16 protein-coding genes are annotated in these 20770 nt (G+C 39.5%); 3 read left to right on the top strand and 13 right to left on the bottom strand.

The annotated features are described in order from the left end of the window. Positions 1 to 6 precede the first annotated feature (6 nt). On the top strand, positions 7 to 1899 hold the full coding sequence (gene speA, locus ACYPZI_RS08315) for a biosynthetic arginine decarboxylase (protein WP_459600497.1): 1893 nt from the start codon (positions 7 to 9) through the stop codon (positions 1897 to 1899). Positions 1900 to 1983: 84 nt separating this feature from the next. Then, on the top strand, positions 1984 to 3762 hold the full coding sequence (locus ACYPZI_RS08310) for a L,D-transpeptidase family protein (protein WP_459600495.1): 1779 nt from the start codon (positions 1984 to 1986) through the stop codon (positions 3760 to 3762). Between the two features lie 4 nt (positions 3763 to 3766). On the opposite strand, the gene ACYPZI_RS08305 is transcribed toward ACYPZI_RS08310, so the two are convergent. The 8 genes from ACYPZI_RS08305 to ACYPZI_RS08270 all read right to left on the bottom strand — a co-directional run bounded on the left by ACYPZI_RS08305 (position 3767) and on the right by ACYPZI_RS08270 (position 12115). Beyond that, a complete protein-coding gene (locus ACYPZI_RS08305) occupies positions 3767 to 5059 on the bottom strand; it encodes a bifunctional folylpolyglutamate synthase/dihydrofolate synthase (protein WP_459600494.1) in 1293 nt (430 codons plus the stop codon). Between the two features lie 27 nt (positions 5060 to 5086). After that, positions 5087 to 6073: a tRNA dihydrouridine synthase DusB gene (dusB, locus tag ACYPZI_RS08300; protein ID WP_459600492.1), complete on the bottom strand. Its 987-nt coding sequence runs from the start codon at positions 6071 to 6073 to the stop codon at positions 5087 to 5089. Continuing rightward, positions 6070 to 8139 carry a DNA topoisomerase 3 gene (locus ACYPZI_RS08295; protein WP_459600490.1) on the bottom strand — a complete coding sequence of 690 codons (2070 nt, stop codon included), beginning with the start codon at positions 8137 to 8139 and terminating at the stop codon, positions 6070 to 6072. The genes dusB and ACYPZI_RS08295 overlap by 4 nt, the downstream gene beginning before the upstream one ends. 3 nt (positions 8140 to 8142) lie before the next feature. Further along, positions 8143 to 8961: a 3-methyl-2-oxobutanoate hydroxymethyltransferase gene (panB, locus tag ACYPZI_RS08290; RefSeq protein ID WP_459600488.1), complete on the bottom strand. Its 819-nt coding sequence runs from the start codon at positions 8959 to 8961 to the stop codon at positions 8143 to 8145. 108 nt (positions 8962 to 9069) lie between these two features. Continuing rightward, positions 9070 to 9354, bottom strand: coding sequence for a hypothetical protein (locus ACYPZI_RS08285; protein WP_459600486.1), 285 nt, complete (start codon positions 9352 to 9354; stop codon positions 9070 to 9072). A gap of 67 nt (positions 9355 to 9421) precedes the next feature. Continuing rightward, a complete protein-coding gene (locus ACYPZI_RS08280; RefSeq protein ID WP_459600484.1) occupies positions 9422 to 10129 on the bottom strand; it encodes an outer membrane beta-barrel protein in 708 nt (235 codons plus the stop codon). Positions 10130 to 10196: 67 nt separating this feature from the next. Further along, a complete protein-coding gene (locus ACYPZI_RS08275) occupies positions 10197 to 11420 on the bottom strand; it encodes a M16 family metallopeptidase (RefSeq protein WP_459600482.1) in 1224 nt (407 codons plus the stop codon). Beyond that, entirely contained in the window at positions 11417 to 12115 is a 699-nt protein-coding gene (locus tag ACYPZI_RS08270; RefSeq protein ID WP_459600480.1) for a DNA alkylation repair protein, read from the bottom strand. Before ACYPZI_RS08270 ends, ACYPZI_RS08275 begins: the two co-directional genes overlap by 4 nt. A gap of 960 nt (positions 12116 to 13075) precedes the next feature. Between ACYPZI_RS08270 and ACYPZI_RS08265 the strand changes: the two genes are divergently transcribed. After that, positions 13076 to 13279 carry a hypothetical protein gene (locus ACYPZI_RS08265; protein ID WP_459600478.1) on the top strand — a complete coding sequence of 68 codons (204 nt, stop codon included), beginning with the start codon at positions 13076 to 13078 and terminating at the stop codon, positions 13277 to 13279. Positions 13280 to 13765: 486 nt separating this feature from the next. On the opposite strand, the gene ACYPZI_RS08260 is transcribed toward ACYPZI_RS08265, so the two are convergent. The 5 genes from ACYPZI_RS08260 to ACYPZI_RS08240 form a co-directional block, all read right to left on the bottom strand. Beyond that, the gene (locus tag ACYPZI_RS08260; RefSeq protein WP_459600476.1) at positions 13766 to 14827 is read right to left on the bottom strand and encodes a chorismate mutase; all 1062 of its coding nucleotides are present in this window, start codon (positions 14825 to 14827) and stop codon (positions 13766 to 13768) included. Positions 14828 to 14852: 25 nt separating this feature from the next. Continuing rightward, a complete protein-coding gene (locus ACYPZI_RS08255; RefSeq protein WP_459600474.1) occupies positions 14853 to 16016 on the bottom strand; it encodes a pyridoxal phosphate-dependent aminotransferase in 1164 nt (387 codons plus the stop codon). Between the two features lie 104 nt (positions 16017 to 16120). Continuing rightward, the gene (locus tag ACYPZI_RS08250; protein WP_459600472.1) at positions 16121 to 16963 is read right to left on the bottom strand and encodes a prephenate dehydratase; all 843 of its coding nucleotides are present in this window, start codon (positions 16961 to 16963) and stop codon (positions 16121 to 16123) included. A 430-nt stretch (positions 16964 to 17393) separates the two neighbouring features. After that, complete coding sequence (locus tag ACYPZI_RS08245; RefSeq protein ID WP_459600470.1) at positions 17394 to 19430, bottom strand: M13 family metallopeptidase; 2037 nt, start codon at positions 19428 to 19430, stop codon at positions 17394 to 17396. 11 nt (positions 19431 to 19441) lie between these two features. Then, on the bottom strand, positions 19442 to 20110 hold the full coding sequence (locus tag ACYPZI_RS08240) for a GDSL-type esterase/lipase family protein (RefSeq protein ID WP_459600468.1): 669 nt from the start codon (positions 20108 to 20110) through the stop codon (positions 19442 to 19444). Positions 20111 to 20770: the final 660 nt, after the last annotated feature.

Raw genomic sequence — 20770 nt, 5'->3', positions numbered from 1 at the left:
AGAAGAATGAGAAAATGGCGCATCGAAGACTCGGCCGAGTTATATAATATCGCAGGCTGGGGTATTAATTACTTTTCTGTAAATGAGAAAGGTAACGTTGTTGTGACTCCCAGAAAAAATGGAGTAGCTGTCGATTTAAAGGAATTGATGGACGAATTACAACTTCGTGATGTATCAGCTCCTGTTTTGGTTCGTTTTCCGGATATTCTGGATAACAGAATTGAAAAGATATCGACATGCTTTAAACAAGCAGCAGAGGAATATGAATATACGGGACAAAACCATATAATCTATCCCATCAAAGTAAATCAAATGCGTCCTGTGGTTGAAGAGCTCATCAGTCACGGTAAAAAATTCAATATAGGGCTCGAAGCCGGATCAAAACCCGAACTCCACGCAGTAATAGCAATCAATACTGACCCTAATTCGCTTATTATCTGCAATGGATATAAGGATGAAAGTTATATAGAATTAGCCCTGCTCGCTCAAAAGATGGGAAAACATATTTTCATCGTAGTCGAGAAACTAAATGAGATACCTCTGATTGCCAGAATAGCAAAACGATTAAAAATCACCCCCAATATTGGTATCCGTATTAAACTAGCTAGTTCCGGCAGTGGTAAATGGGAAGAATCTGGAGGAGATGGCAGTAAATTCGGGCTTAACTCGAGTGAATTGCTTGAAGCTTTAGCCTATCTGGAAAAAAATAATTTACAAAATTCTCTTCGCCTTATACACTTCCATATTGGTAGCCAAATAACTAAAATACGCAGGATAAAAACAGCTTTGCGTGAGGCTGCTCAATTCTATGTGCAACTACATTCAATGGGCTTCAATGTCGAATTTGTTGACATTGGCGGAGGTCTGGGTGTAGATTATGATGGTACGCGTTCATCATATAACGAAAGTAGTGTAAACTATTCCATACAAGAGTATGTGAATGACTCTATTGCCACAATGGTAGATGCCGCTGACAAGAATAATATCTCTCATCCCAATATTATTACGGAATCGGGGCGTTCACTCACAGCACATCATTCTATTTTGGTATTTGAAGTACTGGAAACAACTACGCTTCCTGAATGGGATGAAGATGAAGATATAAAAGAAGATGACCATGAACTTGTCCGCGAGTTATACGAAATATGGGACAACCTGAGCCAATCCCGTATGTTAGAGGCATGGCACGATGCTCAACAAATCAGAGAGGAAGCGCTTGACTTATTCAGCTTGGGTATGTTGTCTCTAAAAACCAGGGCACAAGTAGAACGTTTATATTTTTCTATTGCCCGTGAGATATTTCACATAGCGGGCCGCTCAAAGCACTCTCCCGAAGAATTGAAGCAATTATCAAAATTGCTGCCGGACAAATATTTCTGTAATTTTTCATTATTTCAATCTTTACCGGACTCTTGGGCCATCGACCAGATATTTCCGATAATTCCTATTCACCGATTAGATGAGCGTCCTGACAGGACGGCAACATTACAGGATGTTACCTGTGACTCTGATGGTAAGATAGATAACTTCATCTCGAATGGTAACCAATCATCTTACCTCCCTGTACATTCCATGAAGAAGAACGAGTCGTACTATCTCGGAGTTTTTCTTGTGGGTGCGTATCAGGAAATATTAGGTGACCTTCATAATCTATTCGGGGATACTAACGCCGTGCATATCTCTGTTGATGAAGACGGTTACAAAATAGAACAAATGATTGATGGTGAAACTGTTGCCGAAGTACTGGACTATGCGCAGTACAATGCTAAAAAATTAGTGCGAACTGTAGAAACATGGGTTACAAGCTGTGTCAAACAAGGATCTATCACGGTAGAGGAAGGTAAGGAATTCTTATCCAACTATCGATCCGGACTATATGGATATACTTATCTGGAATGATCCTATTTTCCCTCTTTATGCCTGAGTAAAGGCGTAAAGAGGAAAAACATTAAGTACCGACAGATCTTGTTTTATTAGAGTTTTATGAAATATACCTTATACACTATACTTATAGTAATTATGATATTCTTTACCAGTTGTAAAGAAAGAAGTTCTACTAAACTTAGCGAGTCCAGTAAGAAAGAAGTTATCCTTTCAAAATTTGCTAAAAATTATCCGGATTTTAACCCTCAGCATTTAAAAGAAGTCTTACAATCTCGTATACAAGAAGATTCTATCTTACAAAACTTGTATGTGAAAAATACTTTTACCCCTATTTGGATACATGACACACTTGATATTCAAAAGATCAAAGAATTAACTAACATATTGGAAAATAGCTACAAACATGGGCTGTCTGTGGATTATTTCCCGACCGGATATATAAAATCTCTGATGGATTCAATAGATTCCGGGGCATATAGCCTCAACCTGGATATTTTATATCAAAAAATGGCTGATTTGGAATTTATTTCTACAAACTCAGCCATTAAGTACATAACAGGCATGAATTATGGATTTACAAATCCTGAAATCTTATACAAAAAAGATTATGATATTTATACCGCCCGGCCAGATTCTATATTCTTCGATAATTTATATATCAACCTGCCAAAAGATCCTATCAATCTGATTTCGGGCTCTCATCCCGATGACCTGGTTTATCGGAAATTACTGGACGAGTATCAAGACCTGGACGATAAAAAAGACCTTAAATTCGATAAAATAGAGAGTCCAAAAACATATAAAATAGGCGATAAAAATCCTTATATATCGGATATTGCCCGTCGCCTTATTATTACAGGGGAATACAAGCCGGATTCCACCAGTACAGATACCCTACATCAGATATTAAATAAAGATTTATTGGCGGCGATAAACACCTTCCGGCGTAAAAACTCTTATCCGGAAGAAGATGAGGTCGGAAAAATAACAATCGATGCTTTAAACAAGCCTTTGGAATATTATCAGTCTAAGTTACGCGCCAACATGGAACGGTACCGTTGGAAACGGACAAAGCCGAAACATGATAAACATATAGAAGTAAATATTGCCCCTGCCATGCTTTTTGCTTGTCAGAAAGATAGCCTGCCCCTGATCATGCGGGTATGTGTTGGTTCAGTCACAAACAAAACACCTTTACTGGAAAGTGATATCAGTTATCTGAATCTGAACCCGATTTGGAACGTACCGACCAGTATTGCACAAAAAGAGGTTGCTGTTCTTCAGAAAAAAGATTCGACATATATCAAGAGAAATAACATGAAGCTATATAAAGGAGGTAAAGAAGTCGATTTAGAGTCCATAAATTGGAAAGAAGTTAATCCGTCTAAATTCGCATATACCATCCGCCAAAACTCGGGAGAAAGAAATGCGCTTGGATTGATTAAGTTCATATTTAACAATGCTTTCTCTGTCTATCTCCACGATACCCCTTCCAAAGCTGCATTTAATAGAAAAAACAGGGCTGTAAGTCATGGATGCGTAAGAGTACAAAAACCTTTCGATCTGGCCTTTTTTTGTATGTCTGCAACTTCGGACGATATTTATAAAGACAGGCTGTATTATAGCGTAGGCAAATCTCCCGTTTCTAACGAAGGGAAAAAACTGGCTAAGGAAAACAAACTGAAGAAATTGACGGACATACTGAATCCGGAAAGTAAAATATCTCTCTTCGTCGATTACTATACAGCATACATGTACCCTGATGATAACGATACATTATACTATGCAGACGATATTTATGATTATGACAACATTATTCTGAATGCTTTGGATAATAAAGAGATAAAAAGAGACGGGAAAACAGCAAAACCTGTTTAATTGTTTACTTATATCCAAGTTCCGTTAAAGCATCGGCAACAATAAAATTACTGCCTCCTATAAAAATAAAATCATTCGGTCTGGCCCATTCTTTGGCTGCTTGTATGGCTTCGCTTACTGTATGGTACGAATAACCCGTTAAACCGGCTTTACCGGCTAGTTCCTGCAATTTCATCTGATCAAGTGCACGGGGAACCGACGCCTTTGTAAAGTAATAAACAGCATGCTTAGGAAGTATAGACAAAACAGAAGTAATATCTTTGTCATTAACCATGCCTAATACAATGTGAAGAGTATTATACTTTTCTGTAGCCAGCTGCTCTACAATATACTTTATCCCGGCAATATTGTGTCCTGTATCACAAACAATTTTAGGATGGAGTTCCTGAATGACTTGCCAACGCCCCATTAATCCGGTTAATTCGGTTACATAAGCGAAGCCATTATAAACAGCCTTAGAGGGTATCACATAACCTAGTGACTGTAATTCTTTTACTGCACATAAAACTGTCGCCGCATTTTTTATTTGGGCATAACCGGATAATTCGCCTTTTAGATAAAGATAATATTTAGTATCGAGCAACCAACCACTTGCAGTTCTCAAGCTATTTTGAATAATATGCTCATCCTCAGCAAAAACAATCCTCGCCCCTACTCTATCAGCTGTTTTTTCAAAGACTTTACGAACTTCTCCTTCGGCCTCACCTATCACTACAGGTATCCCGGCTTTGATTATCCCGGCTTTTTCTGTTGCTATCTTCTCTAAAGTATCGCCCAACATTTGCATATGGTCGAAACTTATATTTGTTATTACGCTTAGATCGGGATTAATGATATTTGTACTATCCAGGCGTCCTCCCAAGCCAACCTCAACGATAGCGACATCAACTTTCATATCAGCAAAATACTGAAAAGCCATCATCATTGTCAATTCAAAAAAGGATGGTTGTATAGGCTCATATACCTCGCGATGCTTGTCTATGAAATCAACAATATATTGCCCGGAGATCTTCTCTCCATTCACACGAATACGTTCGCGGAAGTCTACCAGATGCGGGGATGTATAAAGACCGACTTTGTATCCTGCTTGCTGTAGTATCGCAGCCAGTAAATGAGACGTAGAGCCTTTTCCGTTTGTACCTGCCACATGTATGGTTTTATATTTAGTATGAGGATGAGAAAGGTATGTATCGAGGGCTAAACTATTGTCAAGCCCTGCTTTAAATGCCTCACTGCCGATTCTCTGATAGACCGGAAGATGATCATATAGATACTCGATTGCCTCCTGATACGTCATATGATGTAAAGATACATTTTTATGATATTATTTCATATCAAATTGAGCAGGTATATTGTCAATAATTGAAAAAAGTTCTTCGACCGAATCGGTGCGTAACATGGCAACCCGAGTCTTTTTAAAATCAGGGATACCCTTAAATACAGAACTAGCAGCCAGATGACGGCGACTATGAATAATTCCCCCACGTTCGCCCGAATACGATATATTTTTTAGAATAAGGTCTTTCAGAATATCTAAATACCATATAAACTCTTTAGCAGGGAGTTTCTCTCCTGTATTCAAATAATGCTTCACATCTTCAAATATCCATGGGCTACCAATGCTTCCTCGACCAATCATCACTGCATCGGCTCCGGTTTCATCGAATCGTTTTTTACATATTTCGGGACTGGTAACATCCCCATTCCCTATAATAGGAATATGCATACGTGGATTATTTTTTACCGCACCAATTAATGACCAGTCTGCTTCGCCCGAATACATTTGGGCACGGGTGCGACCATGTATCGTTAAAGCTTGAATTCCTACATCCTGCAACTGCTCGGCAAGTTCCACTATTATTTTAGAATCATTATCCCATCCCAATCGGGTTTTCACGGTTACAGGTATCTTTACGGCTTCCACAACAGCTTTCGTTATATCGACCATCAGGCCGGGTGTTTTCATCATCCCCGAACCGGCGCCTTTACCTGCTACTTTTTTAACGGGGCAACCAAAATTTATATCTAATATATCGGGATTCGCTTCTTCGCATATTCTGGCAGCTTCTATCATAGGATCGACTTCCCTACCGTAAATTTGTATAGCGACAGGACGTTCTTCATCACTGATAGATAATTTCGCCTGAGTCTTATTTACATGTCGTATCAGCGCATCACTCGACACAAATTCGGTATATACCATATCCGCGCCAAAGCGTTTGCACATAAGTCTGAAGCCCATATCTGTGACATCTTCCATCGGAGCCAGGAACACCGGATTCTTTGGAAATTCTATATTGCCTATTTTCATTTATTCAGGCTTTCAATAATTGTTTTTAAATCTTTTTCTCTCAGGTTCTCATCTATATTTTCATATGACAATCTGAATGCACATCCGGCTTTCCATTCCGAACAGCCATAAGCTGTTTTTCCTTTGATAACAGAACCTTTTCTACATAAAGGGCAAAGAACAACATCTGTTTCCTCTCTTTTAACCGCTACTTGTTTTTTATTTTCAGTCTTCTTTTTTGTCTTCAACCTTTCTGTTTTCTCCTTTTCGGGGATTATTTCTTCTATTGTTATCGCACGTCCTGTATCGCTTTTCACGTTTGCTACTATTTCGGTCAGCATTTGTTTCAATTCATCGATAAATTGGCGGGGATCGTACTCATTTTTCTCTATTAGCCGAAGCTTTTTCTCCCAGATCCCGGTCAGTTCCGCCGATTTAAGAAGTTCTTCTTTTATTGTTCCAATCAGTTCTACACCAGTCAGAGTCGCATATAGATTTTTACGTTCTTTCCGAATATAATTACGTTTGAACAAGGTTTCAATAATTGCAGCCCTGGTAGAAGGACGACCGATACCGTTTTCTTTCAAAGCATCGCGTAATTCGTCATCATCAACAAGCTTTCCTGCTGTTTCCATTGCCCTGAGAAGCGTCGCTTCCGTATAATATTTGGGAGGTTGAGTCCATTTCTCATTCAAAGACGGTAAATGTGGCCCTCTCTCTCCTTTCACAAAATCCGGTAATACACTATCATCGTCCTTTTCCTTCTCTTCATCCTCTGGCTTATCATTAAGGGCATTCCCCGATTTGTCGAAAACAACACGCCATCCCGGATCAAGTATCTGCTTGCCGGTAACTTTAAATTCCACTTTACTTACTTCGCCTAAAACTGTTGTAGTAGAGATTTTACAGTTAGGATAAAACACTGCTATAAATCGCCGTGTTACCAGATCATATACCTTACGCTCATTATCGGATATATTGTTTGCCCGAACTCCGGTAGGTATAATAGCATGATGATCAGTGACCTTACTATTGTCAAATACCTTTTTCGACTTTGAAATCTTTGCGGCTAAAACAGGTTTAACAAGCTCTTCGTATCCGGCCAAGCCTCTTAATATGGCAGGCACTTTAGGATACAGGTCATCGCTCAGGAAAGTAGTATCTACACGTGGATATGTGGTCAGCTTTTTTTCGTATAATGACTGAATGATCTTGAGAGTCTCTTCGGCGGAAAAAGAAATTTTTTTGTTACACTCTACTTGCAAGGCTGTCAGGTCGAAAAGACGGGGCGGGGCTTCTTCTCCTTTTTTGGTTGTAACTTCAGTAACTTCAAAGTCTGACGTTTTTATCTCCTCCAGAAATTTCCCGCCTTCTTCCTGCGTGGTAAACCTACCTTTTGTCGCCGAAAAAGTTGTATCTCTATATATTGTTTTCAGTTCCCAGTAAGGCTCCGGCTTGAAGTTTTCTATCTCCAGTTGACGATTGACAATAAGCGCTAAAGTAGGTGTTTGCACACGCCCGATAGAAAGCACTGATCTATTTTGTCCATATTTAACTGTGTACAAACGTGTTGCATTCATGCCCAATAACCAGTCACCTATGGCTCGAGATAGTCCGGCTTCGTAAAGTTTATCAAATTGGGATTGTTCTTTAAGACTATTAAAACCCTCACGGATAGAGTCTTCGGTAAGCGAAGATATCCATAATCGTTTTACCGGAACTTTGCATTGCGCTTTTTGCATAACCCAACGCTGAATAAGTTCCCCTTCTTGTCCGGCATCACCGCAATTTATCACTTCCTCTGCTTCGGAAATCAGTTTTTCGATGACCCCAAATTGCTTTTTTACCCCGTCATTATCAATTAATTTTATACTAAACCGGGGGGGTATCATAGGAAGGACATACAACGACCATTGCTTCCAACTGCCGGTGTATTCGTGTGGTTCTTTTAGTGTACAGAAATGCCCGAATGTCCACGTTACCTGATAACCATTCCCTTCAAAATAACCATCCCTACGGGAAGTAGCCCCCAGAATTCCGGCTATTTCGCGAGCGACACTTGGCTTTTCGGCTATACAGACTTTCATTGTCTAATAGCTCTCCTCTTTATTTGGAAAATCCGAAGTTTTCACATCTTTAATATAGTTCTGTACAGCATCTGTAATTACAGAATGCAAATCAGCATAACGGCGTAGGAATTTTGGCGAAAAGTTTTTATTAATACCTAACATATCATGCATCACCAATACCTGTCCGTCTGCATACGGACCTGCGCCAATACCAATAATAGGAATACTTAATTGTGAGGCTATTTGTTTTGTCAATTCGGCCGGAATTTTTTCCAATACAATAGCATAACAGCCTATAGATTCGAGTAATAAAGCGTCTTTTATCAATTTATCGGCTTCCACACTATCTTTGGCTCTTACATTATATGTACCATATTTATTTATAGACTGGGGCATAAGACCCAAATGTCCCATAACAGGAATGCCTGCGTCAATTATCTTTTTTATATCCGGGGCTATTTCCTCACCTCCTTCTATTTTAAGAGTGTCAGCCCCCGTTTCCTTCATCATACGTATAGCATATTCCAATGATTGTAAGGGATTACCGGAAGCCGTACCAAAAGGCATATCTACCACCACCAAAGCACGTTTCACGGCATTCACTACCGATCGTCCATGATAGATCATTTGATCGAGTGTCATGGGTAATGTGGTTATATTTCCAACCATCACATTTGAAGCCGAATCTCCAACAAGAATGACATCCATTCCGGCCTGATCTATAATAGAAGCCATGGAGTAATCATATGCTGTAAGCATTGATATTTTTTCGCCACGTTCTTTCATTTCTATAAGGCGGCGGGTAGTAACTTTACGGTTATCTTCTGTATATGTTGACATATTTTTTTAAGTTTAAATTTGTTTACAAAAGTAGTGAAATATGTTATACCGATAAAATAAAAAAATCTGCAAAGATTTGCAGATTCTGTATTAGCAGGCTTAATCAATTTATTTCTCATTAAAAAGATCTTGAGCTCCTTTTTTAACTTTATCGGCAAAATCGTCTATCTTATCAACAATATTATCTGTATAGCTGTGTGTCTGTTTCGAAACAGTTGAGAATAAGCTACGGGCTTTTACAATAAAATCTTCAGACTTTCCTTTGAAGAACTTTTCCCAATCTATATCCATCCCCTCTTTATCCATATAATCTTTCATTATAGATATTGCCTTGATTGCTTGTTCTTGAGTAAGTTGTGCCTCTTCTTGAAGTTTTTCTATTAATTTTTCCATATCCAGGTTATAATATTGTTACATATAATAAACATTTTTTTCGCACAAATGTTTCGATTCCAATAAATTAAAAGCGAAAACCTAAGGACACCGAATAAACTCTATGTTTCAACTCTTGAGCCCCCTCTTGTGTAACATTATACAGCCCACGCTCATAATTAAAATTAATAGTATAAATATCATAAACAAGCCCTATACTCCCATTTAGTCCATAGTCAGAACGCTTCCATCGGGTATCGCTAAAGGTAAGTTCTTCAAATTCGCCATTTGGATGTATATATGTGGGATCTACATTCGGCGTGTATGTAGTAATAAGCCCATTATATTTAGTTTTGCCTTTATTTCCATAACCATAAGCAACATATACCCCTCCGTTTATGTTGAAAGCTATCCTTTTGGACACGTATAATTCATAGCCTATATTGAAAGGCATTTGAATATAATTACCTGTAGCATCATACCAACCTTCATCTACGCGTACAACATTATTTTCACTTTCGTGAACCTCTCTCTTATATGTTTTATACCCCTTTTTAGTTACATAAAAACCTGTTTGTACTTGAAAATTACCTATAATCTTGTAATTAACATTACCCCCTATATGTAATCCCATTTTAAATCGTTCAGAACCTTGTGTTCCTGACATCTGTGGATAATTCATCCCCATACGAAAGTCTGCGGTCATTCGCTTCTTAGGATATTGGGCACTTGCAGGCAGACAATTAATCAACAATAAGGAGAAGACCCAAAGAGATATTTTTAGTATATATTTCATACGCATAAGTTTCTATTTCTAATGTCCTATAAAGTATGTTATAGTAAGTGGTACAAAGTTAGAACAATTAATTATATATTAAACTAAACAGTTGATTTTCATTGAAAATTTCATTGGCAACATCCTGTATTTGTTCTGACGATATTGATTCAATTCTTTCGAAAACTTCTTCCAATGTGTTGAAATGATTATGATGCAGAAAGTTCTTACCTAAAGATAAAGCCAGATTTTCATGGTTATCTCTCATTACTCCAATCTGTCCCATAAGCTGCTTTTTAGCAACATGCAGTTGCGATGTCGTTAACTTTTCATTTTTCATCTTTCGCAGTTCTTTGGTGACAAGTGTCAGGCATTTGTCTATATTTTTCTTATCACAACCAAAGTAGATAGAAAGAAATCCGGCATCGGTATATGCAGTAACGGACGAGTCTACATTATAAACATAGCCTCTTTTTTCCCGTAAAGAGATATTCAGCCTGCTATTCATACCCGGACCACCTAAAATATTATTCAAGAGGTTTAACACCCTCCTATTACTATCATGTAACGAGTAGGAATGAAATCCAAGCAAGACATGCCCTTGTGAAGTATCTTTCTCCGTTCTTTTTCTCACAGGTTCAATAATACCGGGAGCTACCCGGTTGTTCCTATTTGAGGAAAAGTGCAAACCGGATAAATATTTCTCGGCATAATAAACAACCTTTTTAAAGTTAGTCTTACCCAAAGAAAAGAATACTATATTCTGTGGCTGATAATGATTCAGAATAAATTTCCGGGCTTTATTACTGTCAAAATTGACTAAAAGATCCGGTTCGCCCAAGATATTATGCCCAATTTGAGAGCCTGAAAACATTAGATTCTCAAACTCGTCATATATAAGCTCCGAAGGGCTATCTTCATAAGAATGGATCTCATCGATAATGACTTCTATCTCCTTATCGATTTCATACGGAGGAAATACAGAATGAAAAGTAATATCTGACATTAGCTCAAATGCCCGTTGAAAATGTTCTTCCAGAAAAGCTGAGTAAACGACAGTCTCTTCTTTATTGGTATAGGCATTCAGTTCTCCGCCAACATTTTCCATCCGGTTGATGATGTGGCAGGAACGTCTCTTATCCGTGCCTTTAAAAAGCATATGTTCGACAAAATGTGCCATACCGTATTCATCCTTTTCTTCATCACGAGTTCCGGCATTCACTATAAAGCCGCAATAAGAGACATTACTCTCCGATGGTTTGTGCACGATACGCAGGCCATTCTGCAAGGTGTGAGTATAATAATTTATCATTTCTTCATATAATGTGCCCGTTCTTCGGGAGTTAGTTTCTCTATCGAATACCGGAGCATGGTACGTGGCATTTCTTTATAATATCGATCTAAAAATCCAATCAACACAGTTTTATTTTTCTTGCCGGCTTCACGTAACAACCACCCAATAGCTTTATGCATCAGGTCGTGTTTATGATGCAACAACTTTTCGGATAGAGCCAGCAAGTCTTTAAAATCGTTACTCCTTATAAATGGAAATGTTGCTAATACAGCAATTCTCTGATCCCACAATAGTTTACTATCAGCAAGCGTATATAATACAGAACGGTCTTTATCCAACAGGTATTCCCCTACGATATACTGACTGCTCAAATCGACCAAATCCCAGTTATTAATCCTATGAGTATGTGCCAAATAAAACTCATATATCTCTTTCCTGTCTTGCTCACCGGCTTTCTTGAACCGTTCGACAAGAATTAACAATGCACAAAGGCGACATTCGTGATATTCGCTGTTTAGAAGAGCCTTTACCTCCTGAAACGGTATGTCCTTATATTTCCCGGCTATTTTACGGGAATCCGGAACGACTACCCCGAGGAACTTATCACCTTCGCCGTACTGCCCTTCACCTGTTTTGAAAAAGTACGGTAGAAAATCTTTCTTTTCCGGGGTTGACAATGCTTCCAATTCTTCCTGTATTTTTTCGGCTGTCATATTATCTCTATTTATATACAAATATAAGCAAATCGGGATAACGTACAAATATAAATTTATCCAGGGCAGGGGCACCAAAAAAGTGAAGAACGAAGAATGGCGCAAAGCGATGAAAAGTGAAGAACGAAGAGTGAAACATTGTCCGGCGTTCGTTTTATCTATAGATACGATTTTTAATTTGAAAATTAGCGAATTTGAAAATTTGAAAATGAGTGTAGAGTTTGTTACTTTTTAGTTAAAAAGTTACGAGTAGCCGAGATACGAGGTACGAGTTGTTGGCTGATGACTGATAACTGTTGACTGATAACTGTAGAAGTTTGTTACTTTTTAGTTAAATTCTGGTTTGTCATGCTGACGACAGGAAGCATCTCCTGTCTCCCGGGGATCGGGATCCTTCCCTGCGGTCAGGATGACAAAGAGGGTAGCCGCGCGAGCAAGGGGCTAACGGCTAAAAGCTAACAGCTAATGGCTAATTGAGTGTGGAGTTTGTTACATTTTAGTTAAAAAGTTACGAGTAGACGAGATACGAGGTACGAGGTACAAGTTGTTGACTGATGACTGTAGACTGTTTACTGATAACTGTAGAAGTTTGTTACTTTTTAGTTAAAAAGTTACGAGTAGACGAGGTACGAGGTACAAGTTGTTGATTGTTGACTGACTACTGACTACTGTTCCCTGTAGAAGTTTGTTACATTTTAGTTAAAAGTAATATCCCCATCTAACTACCTGAAACACAATATCTATATAAAAACAGGTAACGAACAAGTAACGTTGTTAACGCACTGGCCTGCTGTATTTTGCATGACGACAAATAACTCATTTATCTTGCCAAAGGTATGGAAAAAACCATGAATTTGGCAATCAGATAATCCCTTATTTACGAAAATACCCTGCACTCAGTTTTTTTGCTGTTGCAGGGTATATTTCAGGATAAGGCAGTAGTATCAGGCGGCAGCTTCCATGATTTCACCGTCATCGTCCGGTACTTCACCTATTTGGGCCTGTTCGGGCAGTCCGGGGTGCAACGGTATATCGTCCATATCCGGCGCGTCTTCCCCTATTCCTGTTTCAACATCCGGTGTGGGTGTTCTTTCGCCTGCTGTTATCGCCGGAAGAGCTTTTGCGTCTGCTTCTTCCGTGTTTTCGCTGTTATACGGCGTATAACTCCTGTTATAGACAACCGTGACTTATTTTATAGACAAAGATAAATCCTGGCGATAGCAAGCGCAAGATGCTCAATACCGAACGCTTACAATATAAATCGTATAAATCCCCTGAAAAAGAGAATCGCGACAGCTGCCCATAGCGGCTGGATACCCGCCTTTTGCAGGTAGCAAAGACAGAACACGGCCAGCGTAACGGTAACAACCGCTAACGCTGCCTTTAGAAAAACTGATTTTTGCATGATGCTTGTATTTTAAATGATTAATCTGTTATGCAGGGAAATTCCCTTTTCCGGGCAAAAAGCATCGCCCTGCCGGGCTTGTCAGGGTTTTCGCGGGAAATACAAGCCGAGCGCAGCGAGGCCTGGAGATTTCCCGCGAAACCGCGCAGCGGCCCGACCTTGACAAGGCCGGGACAGACAAGGCGATACATTTGCCCACAGAAAAGGGGACTTCCGTCCACTTATGGCAAAAAACAGCCCCTTCTTTATTGATTGAGTATAACTACCTGCTGTCTTACCGATTCTTCATGTATGGCTTCAAGGATAGTTCGTATGAAATCTGCGTTCATGTTCATCGCTTCAGCCTGAGCAATACGTGTATTCAATATTTCATCATAACGGCCTGTTTGCACAACTGTCATGTTATGTTCTTTCTTGAATGTACCTATTTCGCACGATACACGCATCCGTTTAGCCAACAGTTCTAAAAGCTGATCATCCAGTTCGTCGATTTGTTTGCGCAGGTCGGATAAGTCTTCCGTCGATTGTTTTCTGTCACGGATAACCAGGGTTTCCAGTATTTCTTTCAGCCTGTCAGGAGTTACTTGTTGCGACGCGTCACTCCATGCGTTTTCCGGATCGCAATGAGTTTCGATAATCAAACCTTCATAGTTCAAGTCCATAGCCTGTTGCGACAGGGGCAATATGAGGTCGCGTTTTCCCCCGATATGGCTTGGATCGCAAAGTAAAGGAAGATCGGGGATACGACGTTTCAATTCGATCGGGATATGCCATTGCGGAAGGTTGCGATATATTTTCTTGTCGTATGAACTAAACCCGCGGTGGATAGCCCCAAGTTTAGTAATACCTACATTACTAAGACGTTCAAGTGCTCCTATCCATAATTCAAGATCGGGGTTTACCGGATTTTTAACTAATACGGGTATATCTACTCCCTGCAATGCTTCAGCTATTTCTTGTACAGCAAACGGGTTTGCAGTGGTACGTGCACCTACCCAAAGAAGGTCGATCCCAAATTTCAATGCTTCGTAAACATGCTTTTGTGTCGCAACTTCGGTAGAAACATACATACCTGTTTCCTGTTTTACCTTTTTCAGCCATGCCAGTCCTTCACTGCCAACACCTTCAAAACCACCCGGCTTTGTGCGGGGTTTCCATATTCCGGCACGAAGAATTTTCACACCATCAGCTGCTAATTGTTTAGCAGTATTCATTACTTGTTCCTCTGTTTCGGCACTACAAGGTCCGGCTATTACCAAAGGGCGTTTCGGATCGATACCCGGCAGTAAGATTGAATCTAATTTCATTTTTATTTTATTTTATTATTTATTGTTATTGTAATTTCTTTATTCTTTCGAGCGCCTCTTTTAGCATATTTTCGTTGCAGCAAAGCGATATGCGGATGTATCGTTCTCCTTTGTCGCCGAAAATAAATCCGGGAGTAAGGAATACTTTCGCATTGTATAACACTTTATCGGCTAACTCTTCACTTCCTTTATAATGAGCAGGAATTTTCCCCCACAGGAACATGCCAACCTGATTTTTGTCGTATGTACAGCCCAATGCATCCATAATGGCCTCCGCATATTGACGGCGGCTTGCGTACAGTTCTATGTTGTTCTTTCTATGCCACTCGTTAGAATTGTTCAGTGCGGCAATAGCGGCCAGTTGCATCGGTTTTAGAATTCCACTTTCGATATTGCTTAACACCTTGAGTATCCATTGGATAAACTGCGCATTGGAAACTACAATTCCAAGACGCCAGCCCGGCATATTGTGTGATTTACTCATCGAATTCAATTCTATACAAATATCCTTAGCTCCTTCTATCTGCATAATGCTCAGGGGATTTTCGTTCAGGATAAGACTGTAAGGGTTGTCGTGAACAATAACAATATTATGTTTTTTACCGAAAGCAACCAGCTTTTCAAATAGCTCTAAGCTTCCGTTGGCTCCTGTTGGCATATTCGGATAATTTACCCACATCAGTTTGATGTTGGATAGATCCATCTTTTCCAGTGCATCGAAGTCGGGTTGCCAGTTATTATTCTCATCCAGATCGTAGCTATGAATTTTAGCTCCCACCATTTTACTTACTGATGTATATGTAGGATAGCCCGGATCAGGAACCAAAACACCGTCGCCCGGATTGAGAAATGCCAGTGAGATATGAAGAATACCTTGTTTAGAGCCAATCAGAGGTTGTATTTCCTTTGCAGTATCCAGTGTAACGCCATACCAGCGTTTGTACCAGTCGCCAAAAGCTTTTCTTAGTTCTGGTATCCCAACATGAGGTTGGTAGCCATGTGTGTTTGGCTGTGCAGCCGATTGGCTTAATGCATTAACGGTATCTTCCGATGGTGGAAGATCGGGACTGCCTATACCCAGACTGATTACATTTTGCCCTGCGGCATTCATTTCGGCTACTTCTTTCAGTTTCTTCGAGAAGTAGTACTCTTCAACTGTATTGAGGCGATCTGCCGGAATTATATTCATGAGTTTGGCCCCTCTTAGTCTCCCCAAAGGGGAGAATTCTTCCGAGGGTAGAAGTTTAATTGTTTAATTTTTACTCTAATTCCCCCTTGGGGGATTGAGGGGGCTTATATTTCGCTTTGCCTGCCTTCGGGATATTCTCCAAGCAATTTCAATTCACTGATCAATGGGCGTATAGCATCCAAAGATTGATGATAACGTTCTATATCAGAAAATTTCACATCGATATAAAACTGATACTCCCACTCACGCCCGATGATTGGTAACGATTGTATTTTGGTCAGGTTGATACCATAAAAGGATAGCACAGACAATACTTTCGACAAACTGCCTTCGGCGTGAGGCAGGGTGAAAACAATAGATGATTTGTTCAGCACTTCGTTCTGTTGAATCTCATTTACGATCCACTTGTTTCCAAAAACAAGAAAGCGAGTGAAATTGTGCTTATTCGTTTCAATTCCTCTCGCCAGTATATCCAGGCCGTAAATCTCGGCAGCTCTTACGCTGCATATGGCAGCTGTGCCGATCATTTGCTTTTCCGCCACATCTTTTGCTGCAAGAGCCGTATCTTCATGCTCGACGATCTTTATTCCGGGTAGTGTATCCAGAAACTCTGTGCATTGCATCAAGGCAATAGGATGGGATTGTACCTCTTTTATATCATGAACAGTCTGTCCGGGTAAGACAGCCAGACAGTGAGATACCCGTTGCTTAAATTCTCCTGCTATAGGCAGTTTGTTTTCCTTTAGTAAATTATAGTTTCCCAATAAACTACCGGCGATAGTATTTTCGATAGCCATAATTCCTATCGTGTTCGGATCTTTCTTTATAGCAGTAAAAATATCCCTGAATGCAACGCAGGGTACAATTTCTACTTCCTCACCGAAAAAATTCTCAGCTGCTATACCGTGATAGGCTCCTAATCCTCCTTGTATTGCTACTTTCTTCATATTTTAATCGTGTGTCAAAAAAAAATCCCGTCATTTCTGACAGGATCCCATATATTTATTTGATTGCTTTTCCACTTTCATTTTCACATACAAAATCCTGTCTACTTTTTAAAATAAAAGTAAAAAAAGAAGAAGTATGTAAAAGAAAAATTATTCATTCTAATATTCGTTTGTTTGAATATGGATACAAAAGTAATATTTTTTTAAATAAAACAAACTTTTTATCTTTTTTATTTTGAAAAAAGAAATTACAGCCATTCTTTATCTTCGTCATTTTGTTGTTGCTCTTGACCTGTTTTTTATTGATTACCTGTTTTTTCATCTTTCCAGACGTTTCATTCCTCGAGTAAAGACTGTGCTAAAGTAAAAAAGGGATTGTCCCAAAAGGTCTTTTGTGACAATCCCTTCTTTATAGTTGTATAACATAAATCTACCAGATATCTGCTCTTTTTTCTTTCGAAATAAATAGAGCATCTTTTTCTGTGATTCCAAAGGCATCGTACCAAGCATTAATATGCGGCAACGTTCCGTTTACACGCCATTTACCCAGCGAGTGAGGGTCCATTTTTGTGCGGCGTAGAATTTCGGCGTCGCGGATATTGCCAGCCCATACTCCACTATATGAAAGGAAGAAGCGTTGAGCAGGAGTAAAGCCATCTATCTTTGCTGCGGCTTTGGCTTCTTCTGTTTTTTCAAATGCATTGTAAGAGATTTGAAGGCCACCAAAGTCTCCGATATTTTCGCCCAAAGTAAACTCTCCATTTGCAAAAGTTCCGGGTAAAACTTCTATTTTATTGAAATGGTTAACCAGCACCTGCGCGCGTTCTACAAATTTCTTGGAATCGTCGGCAGTCCACCAGTCCGCAAGGTTTCCATCCTTGTCGTATTTGCTGCCCTGATCGTCAAATCCGTGAGACATTTCGTGTCCGATAACTACTCCGATAGCTCCGTAATTAATGGCATCGTCACCATCCAGGTAGAAGAAAGGTGGTTGCAAGATGCCGGCAGGGAAACAAATTTCGTTTGTGGTTGGGTTATAATAGGCATTTACCATCTGAGGAGGCATGTGCCATTCCGATTTATCCACAGGTTTCCCTATTTTACCTATCATTTCGTTATAAGCAAATTCGCCGGCGCGAACAATATTCTGCCAATAGCTGTCTTTCTTTATAGCCAATGTAGTGTAATCTTTCCATTTGTCAGGATAGCCTATCTTAACAGTAAACGCGTTTAGTTTCTCTTGGGCTTTGGTTTTGGTTTCGTTGCTCATCCAAGCCAGATTGTTTATGCGTTCGCCAAGCGTTACTTGCAGATTTTTAACCAATTTGAGCATTCTTTCTTTGGCTTCGGCAGGGAAATATTTCTCTACATACATTTGTCCGACAGCTTCGCTCAATGATCCGTCAACTGCATTTACCGAACGTCTCCAACGTGGCTGCAACACTTTGCTTCCGCTCAGTTGTTTACCGTAAAAATCGAAATTCGTATTTACAAAGTTGTCACTCAGATATGGAGCGGCAGCGTTGATTACACACCACGAAAGGTATGCTTTCGATTCGTCTATCGGCAATGCATGGATAAGTTGTACAGCAGCTTTTATCGGTTCTATCTGACCTACATTGATGTCTGCAAAACCTTTGGCTCCGGCAGCATCGAAAAATATTTGCCATTCAAAATCGGCAACCGATTTATTCAGATCTTCCACTTTCATTTTGTGGTAGTTCAATTCCGGTTTTCTCGTATCTTCTTTTTTAAAGTGGGCTTTGGCCAAATCCGTTTCTATTTTAAGAACAGCATCAGCAGCTTTCAATGCTTCGGCTTCGGCGTATCCTGCATTCACAAACTGTTTTACAATCAGGTTGTGATATCCTTTGCGAAGCGCTACAGATGTAGTATCCGTTGCCAGATAATAATCACGTTCGCCCAAACCTAAACCTCCCTGATTAAGTTGCACCAGATTCATAGAGCTGTTTTTATCATCAGCGCTTACGTATAGCGAAAAGAAAGGCGATTCGCCATATTTCCGTATCTCGCCCGAAAGCTTTACAACATCGGCAACAGTAGCAGCTTTGCTAATAGCTTCTAACTGAGGCTGTATAGGTTTAGCTCCATCTGCGTTCAGCTTTGTGCTGTCCATCGCTATTGCATACAGGTCGCCTATTTTTTGCTCGATAGAGCCGTCCTTGTGAGCCGTTTTTCCCAGTTCTTCAATCAGGCCTTTTACCTGTTCTTTGTTCCTTTCTGCCAACTGGTCGAATGATCCATAACGGGAATATTCGTCTTTTATAGGATTGGCTTTAGCCCATCCTCCGGTAGCATACATGTAAAAATCGTTACCTGGAACAAATGTAGTATCCAGATTAGAGATATTGAACGTCACAACTTCTTTCACGTCCTGTGTTTTTTGTTTACAACCTACCATCAGGGTAAGTGCAGCAATTGGTAAATAATAACATACTTTCTTCATACATATTTAGATTAATATTCTACATATTTCCTTATCTGGTCTGTCCATACGGCATAACCTGCTTCGTTGAGATGCAATCCGTCGGACGTATATTTCGCATCCATTTTTCTTTTTTCGCTCAAGAAATGGGGATATAGATTGATAAATGTTATGTTCTCGGATTTACAGAATTTTATAATTTCCTTGTTTAACTTTTCTATCTGCTTTTCTTTATTCATCATACGTTTATACTGGCATACGTCTTTGTTTATGGGTAGCAGGCTTTGCACATAAATAGCCGTACCGGGAGAACCTTCTTTTACCTGATAGATAATCGATCTGATACCGTTCAAAATCTTGTCGTTCGATCTGCCGAGCGAGATGTCGTTTATCCCCGCCAAAATAAATAATTTTGAGGGCTTTGCTTTTATTATTTCATGCAGCCGTCCCAGCATACCCAACGTGTTGTCTCCCGAAATACCTCTGTTTACAGGACTCTGTTCAGGAAAATATTCGTTCCATTTTCCACCTTGAGTCAAGCTATTACCTAAAAATACGATCTGTCCCTCTTTTAATGGATTTTGCTTAAAATAGGCAGAGCGTTCTGCATATGTCTGGTTTTCCAGAATATTTTCATGTATTTCCTGTCCCATAGCATATGCTGATAGAAATAACAATAAGGTTAATAGTTTAGTTCTCATAGTATATATAATTTCAAGGTTTCAAATTTAATAATAAAAATATCCTTTTGAGTCATGCTGACGAAAGGAAGCTAGGGCAACCGCATCAAAATTTTGACCCCTACCTTTCATTTTAACTAAAAAGTAACAAACTTCTACAGTAAACAGTAGTTAGTAGTCAGTAGTGAGCGCTCAGAACTTAAAACTCAGAACCTTTCATTTTAACTAAAAATCAATACCCACAAGCAACTTTGCGCAAATTGAAGTAAACTAACTGATTTACAGTATTTTTAATCAAAATCAAACAGGTAGATGAAGCCGGAAAAAGACCGGAAAATACCCATTTTGGACGTGGTACAGTTACTAAACCGTTACCTGTATTTCCCCTGTTCCGGCTTGATAAACGATACCTGAACGTTGTATGTAAACCTTTGACTTGCATACGGTTGTTTATAGTGATCCTGGCTTTGTACAGGCAAACCTACATAAAAATCTTCGATTTTTAGGCCAGTTGTATAAAAAACCAAGACCACCCTTATCTTTATAGGCTGAGTGGTATCAGCGTGTGATCCACAGATTGTAATTATTTACCGTGGTCTATGCCACAAAATTTATTATCCCATGAGAAAAGTATGTGGTCTTGATGTTCACAAAGATAGTGTCTTTGTGTGTATTTTGAGC

This window comes from Dysgonomonas reticulitermitis (assembly GCF_054601275.1).
Note: the sequence above shows the minus strand (reverse complement) of the source record. Positions and strands in the feature narration are given on the sequence as shown.

What these genes read in the sequence shown, in the direction of transcription:
- ACYPZI_RS08270 (WP_459600480.1), bottom strand. Translation starts at nt 12,115, where the DNA reads ATGACAGCCGAAAAAATACAGGAAGAATTGGAAGCATTGTCAACCCCG.
- ACYPZI_RS08305 (WP_459600494.1), bottom strand. Translation starts at nt 5,059, where the DNA reads ATGACGTATCAGGAGGCAATCGAGTATCTATATGATCATCTTCCGGTC.
- speA (WP_459600497.1), top strand. Translation starts at nt 7, where the DNA reads ATGAGAAAATGGCGCATCGAAGACTCGGCCGAGTTATATAATATCGCA.
- ACYPZI_RS08310 (WP_459600495.1), top strand. Translation starts at nt 1,984, where the DNA reads ATGAAATATACCTTATACACTATACTTATAGTAATTATGATATTCTTT.
- ACYPZI_RS08265 (WP_459600478.1), top strand. Translation starts at nt 13,076, where the DNA reads ATGATTTCACCGTCATCGTCCGGTACTTCACCTATTTGGGCCTGTTCG.
- ACYPZI_RS08240 (WP_459600468.1), bottom strand. Translation starts at nt 20,110, where the DNA reads ATGAGAACTAAACTATTAACCTTATTGTTATTTCTATCAGCATATGCT.
- ACYPZI_RS08255 (WP_459600474.1), bottom strand. Translation starts at nt 16,016, where the DNA reads ATGAATATAATTCCGGCAGATCGCCTCAATACAGTTGAAGAGTACTAC.
- panB (WP_459600488.1), bottom strand. Translation starts at nt 8,961, where the DNA reads ATGTCAACATATACAGAAGATAACCGTAAAGTTACTACCCGCCGCCTT.
- dusB (WP_459600492.1), bottom strand. Translation starts at nt 6,073, where the DNA reads ATGAAAATAGGCAATATAGAATTTCCAAAGAATCCGGTGTTCCTGGCT.
- ACYPZI_RS08275 (WP_459600482.1), bottom strand. Translation starts at nt 11,420, where the DNA reads ATGATAAATTATTATACTCACACCTTGCAGAATGGCCTGCGTATCGTG.
- ACYPZI_RS08245 (WP_459600470.1), bottom strand. Translation starts at nt 19,430, where the DNA reads ATGAAGAAAGTATGTTATTATTTACCAATTGCTGCACTTACCCTGATG.
- ACYPZI_RS08295 (WP_459600490.1), bottom strand. Translation starts at nt 8,139, where the DNA reads ATGAAAGTCTGTATAGCCGAAAAGCCAAGTGTCGCTCGCGAAATAGCC.
- ACYPZI_RS08285 (WP_459600486.1), bottom strand. Translation starts at nt 9,354, where the DNA reads ATGGAAAAATTAATAGAAAAACTTCAAGAAGAGGCACAACTTACTCAA.
- ACYPZI_RS08260 (WP_459600476.1), bottom strand. Translation starts at nt 14,827, where the DNA reads ATGAAATTAGATTCAATCTTACTGCCGGGTATCGATCCGAAACGCCCT.
- ACYPZI_RS08250 (WP_459600472.1), bottom strand. Translation starts at nt 16,963, where the DNA reads ATGAAGAAAGTAGCAATACAAGGAGGATTAGGAGCCTATCACGGTATA.
- ACYPZI_RS08280 (WP_459600484.1), bottom strand. Translation starts at nt 10,129, where the DNA reads ATGAAATATATACTAAAAATATCTCTTTGGGTCTTCTCCTTATTGTTG.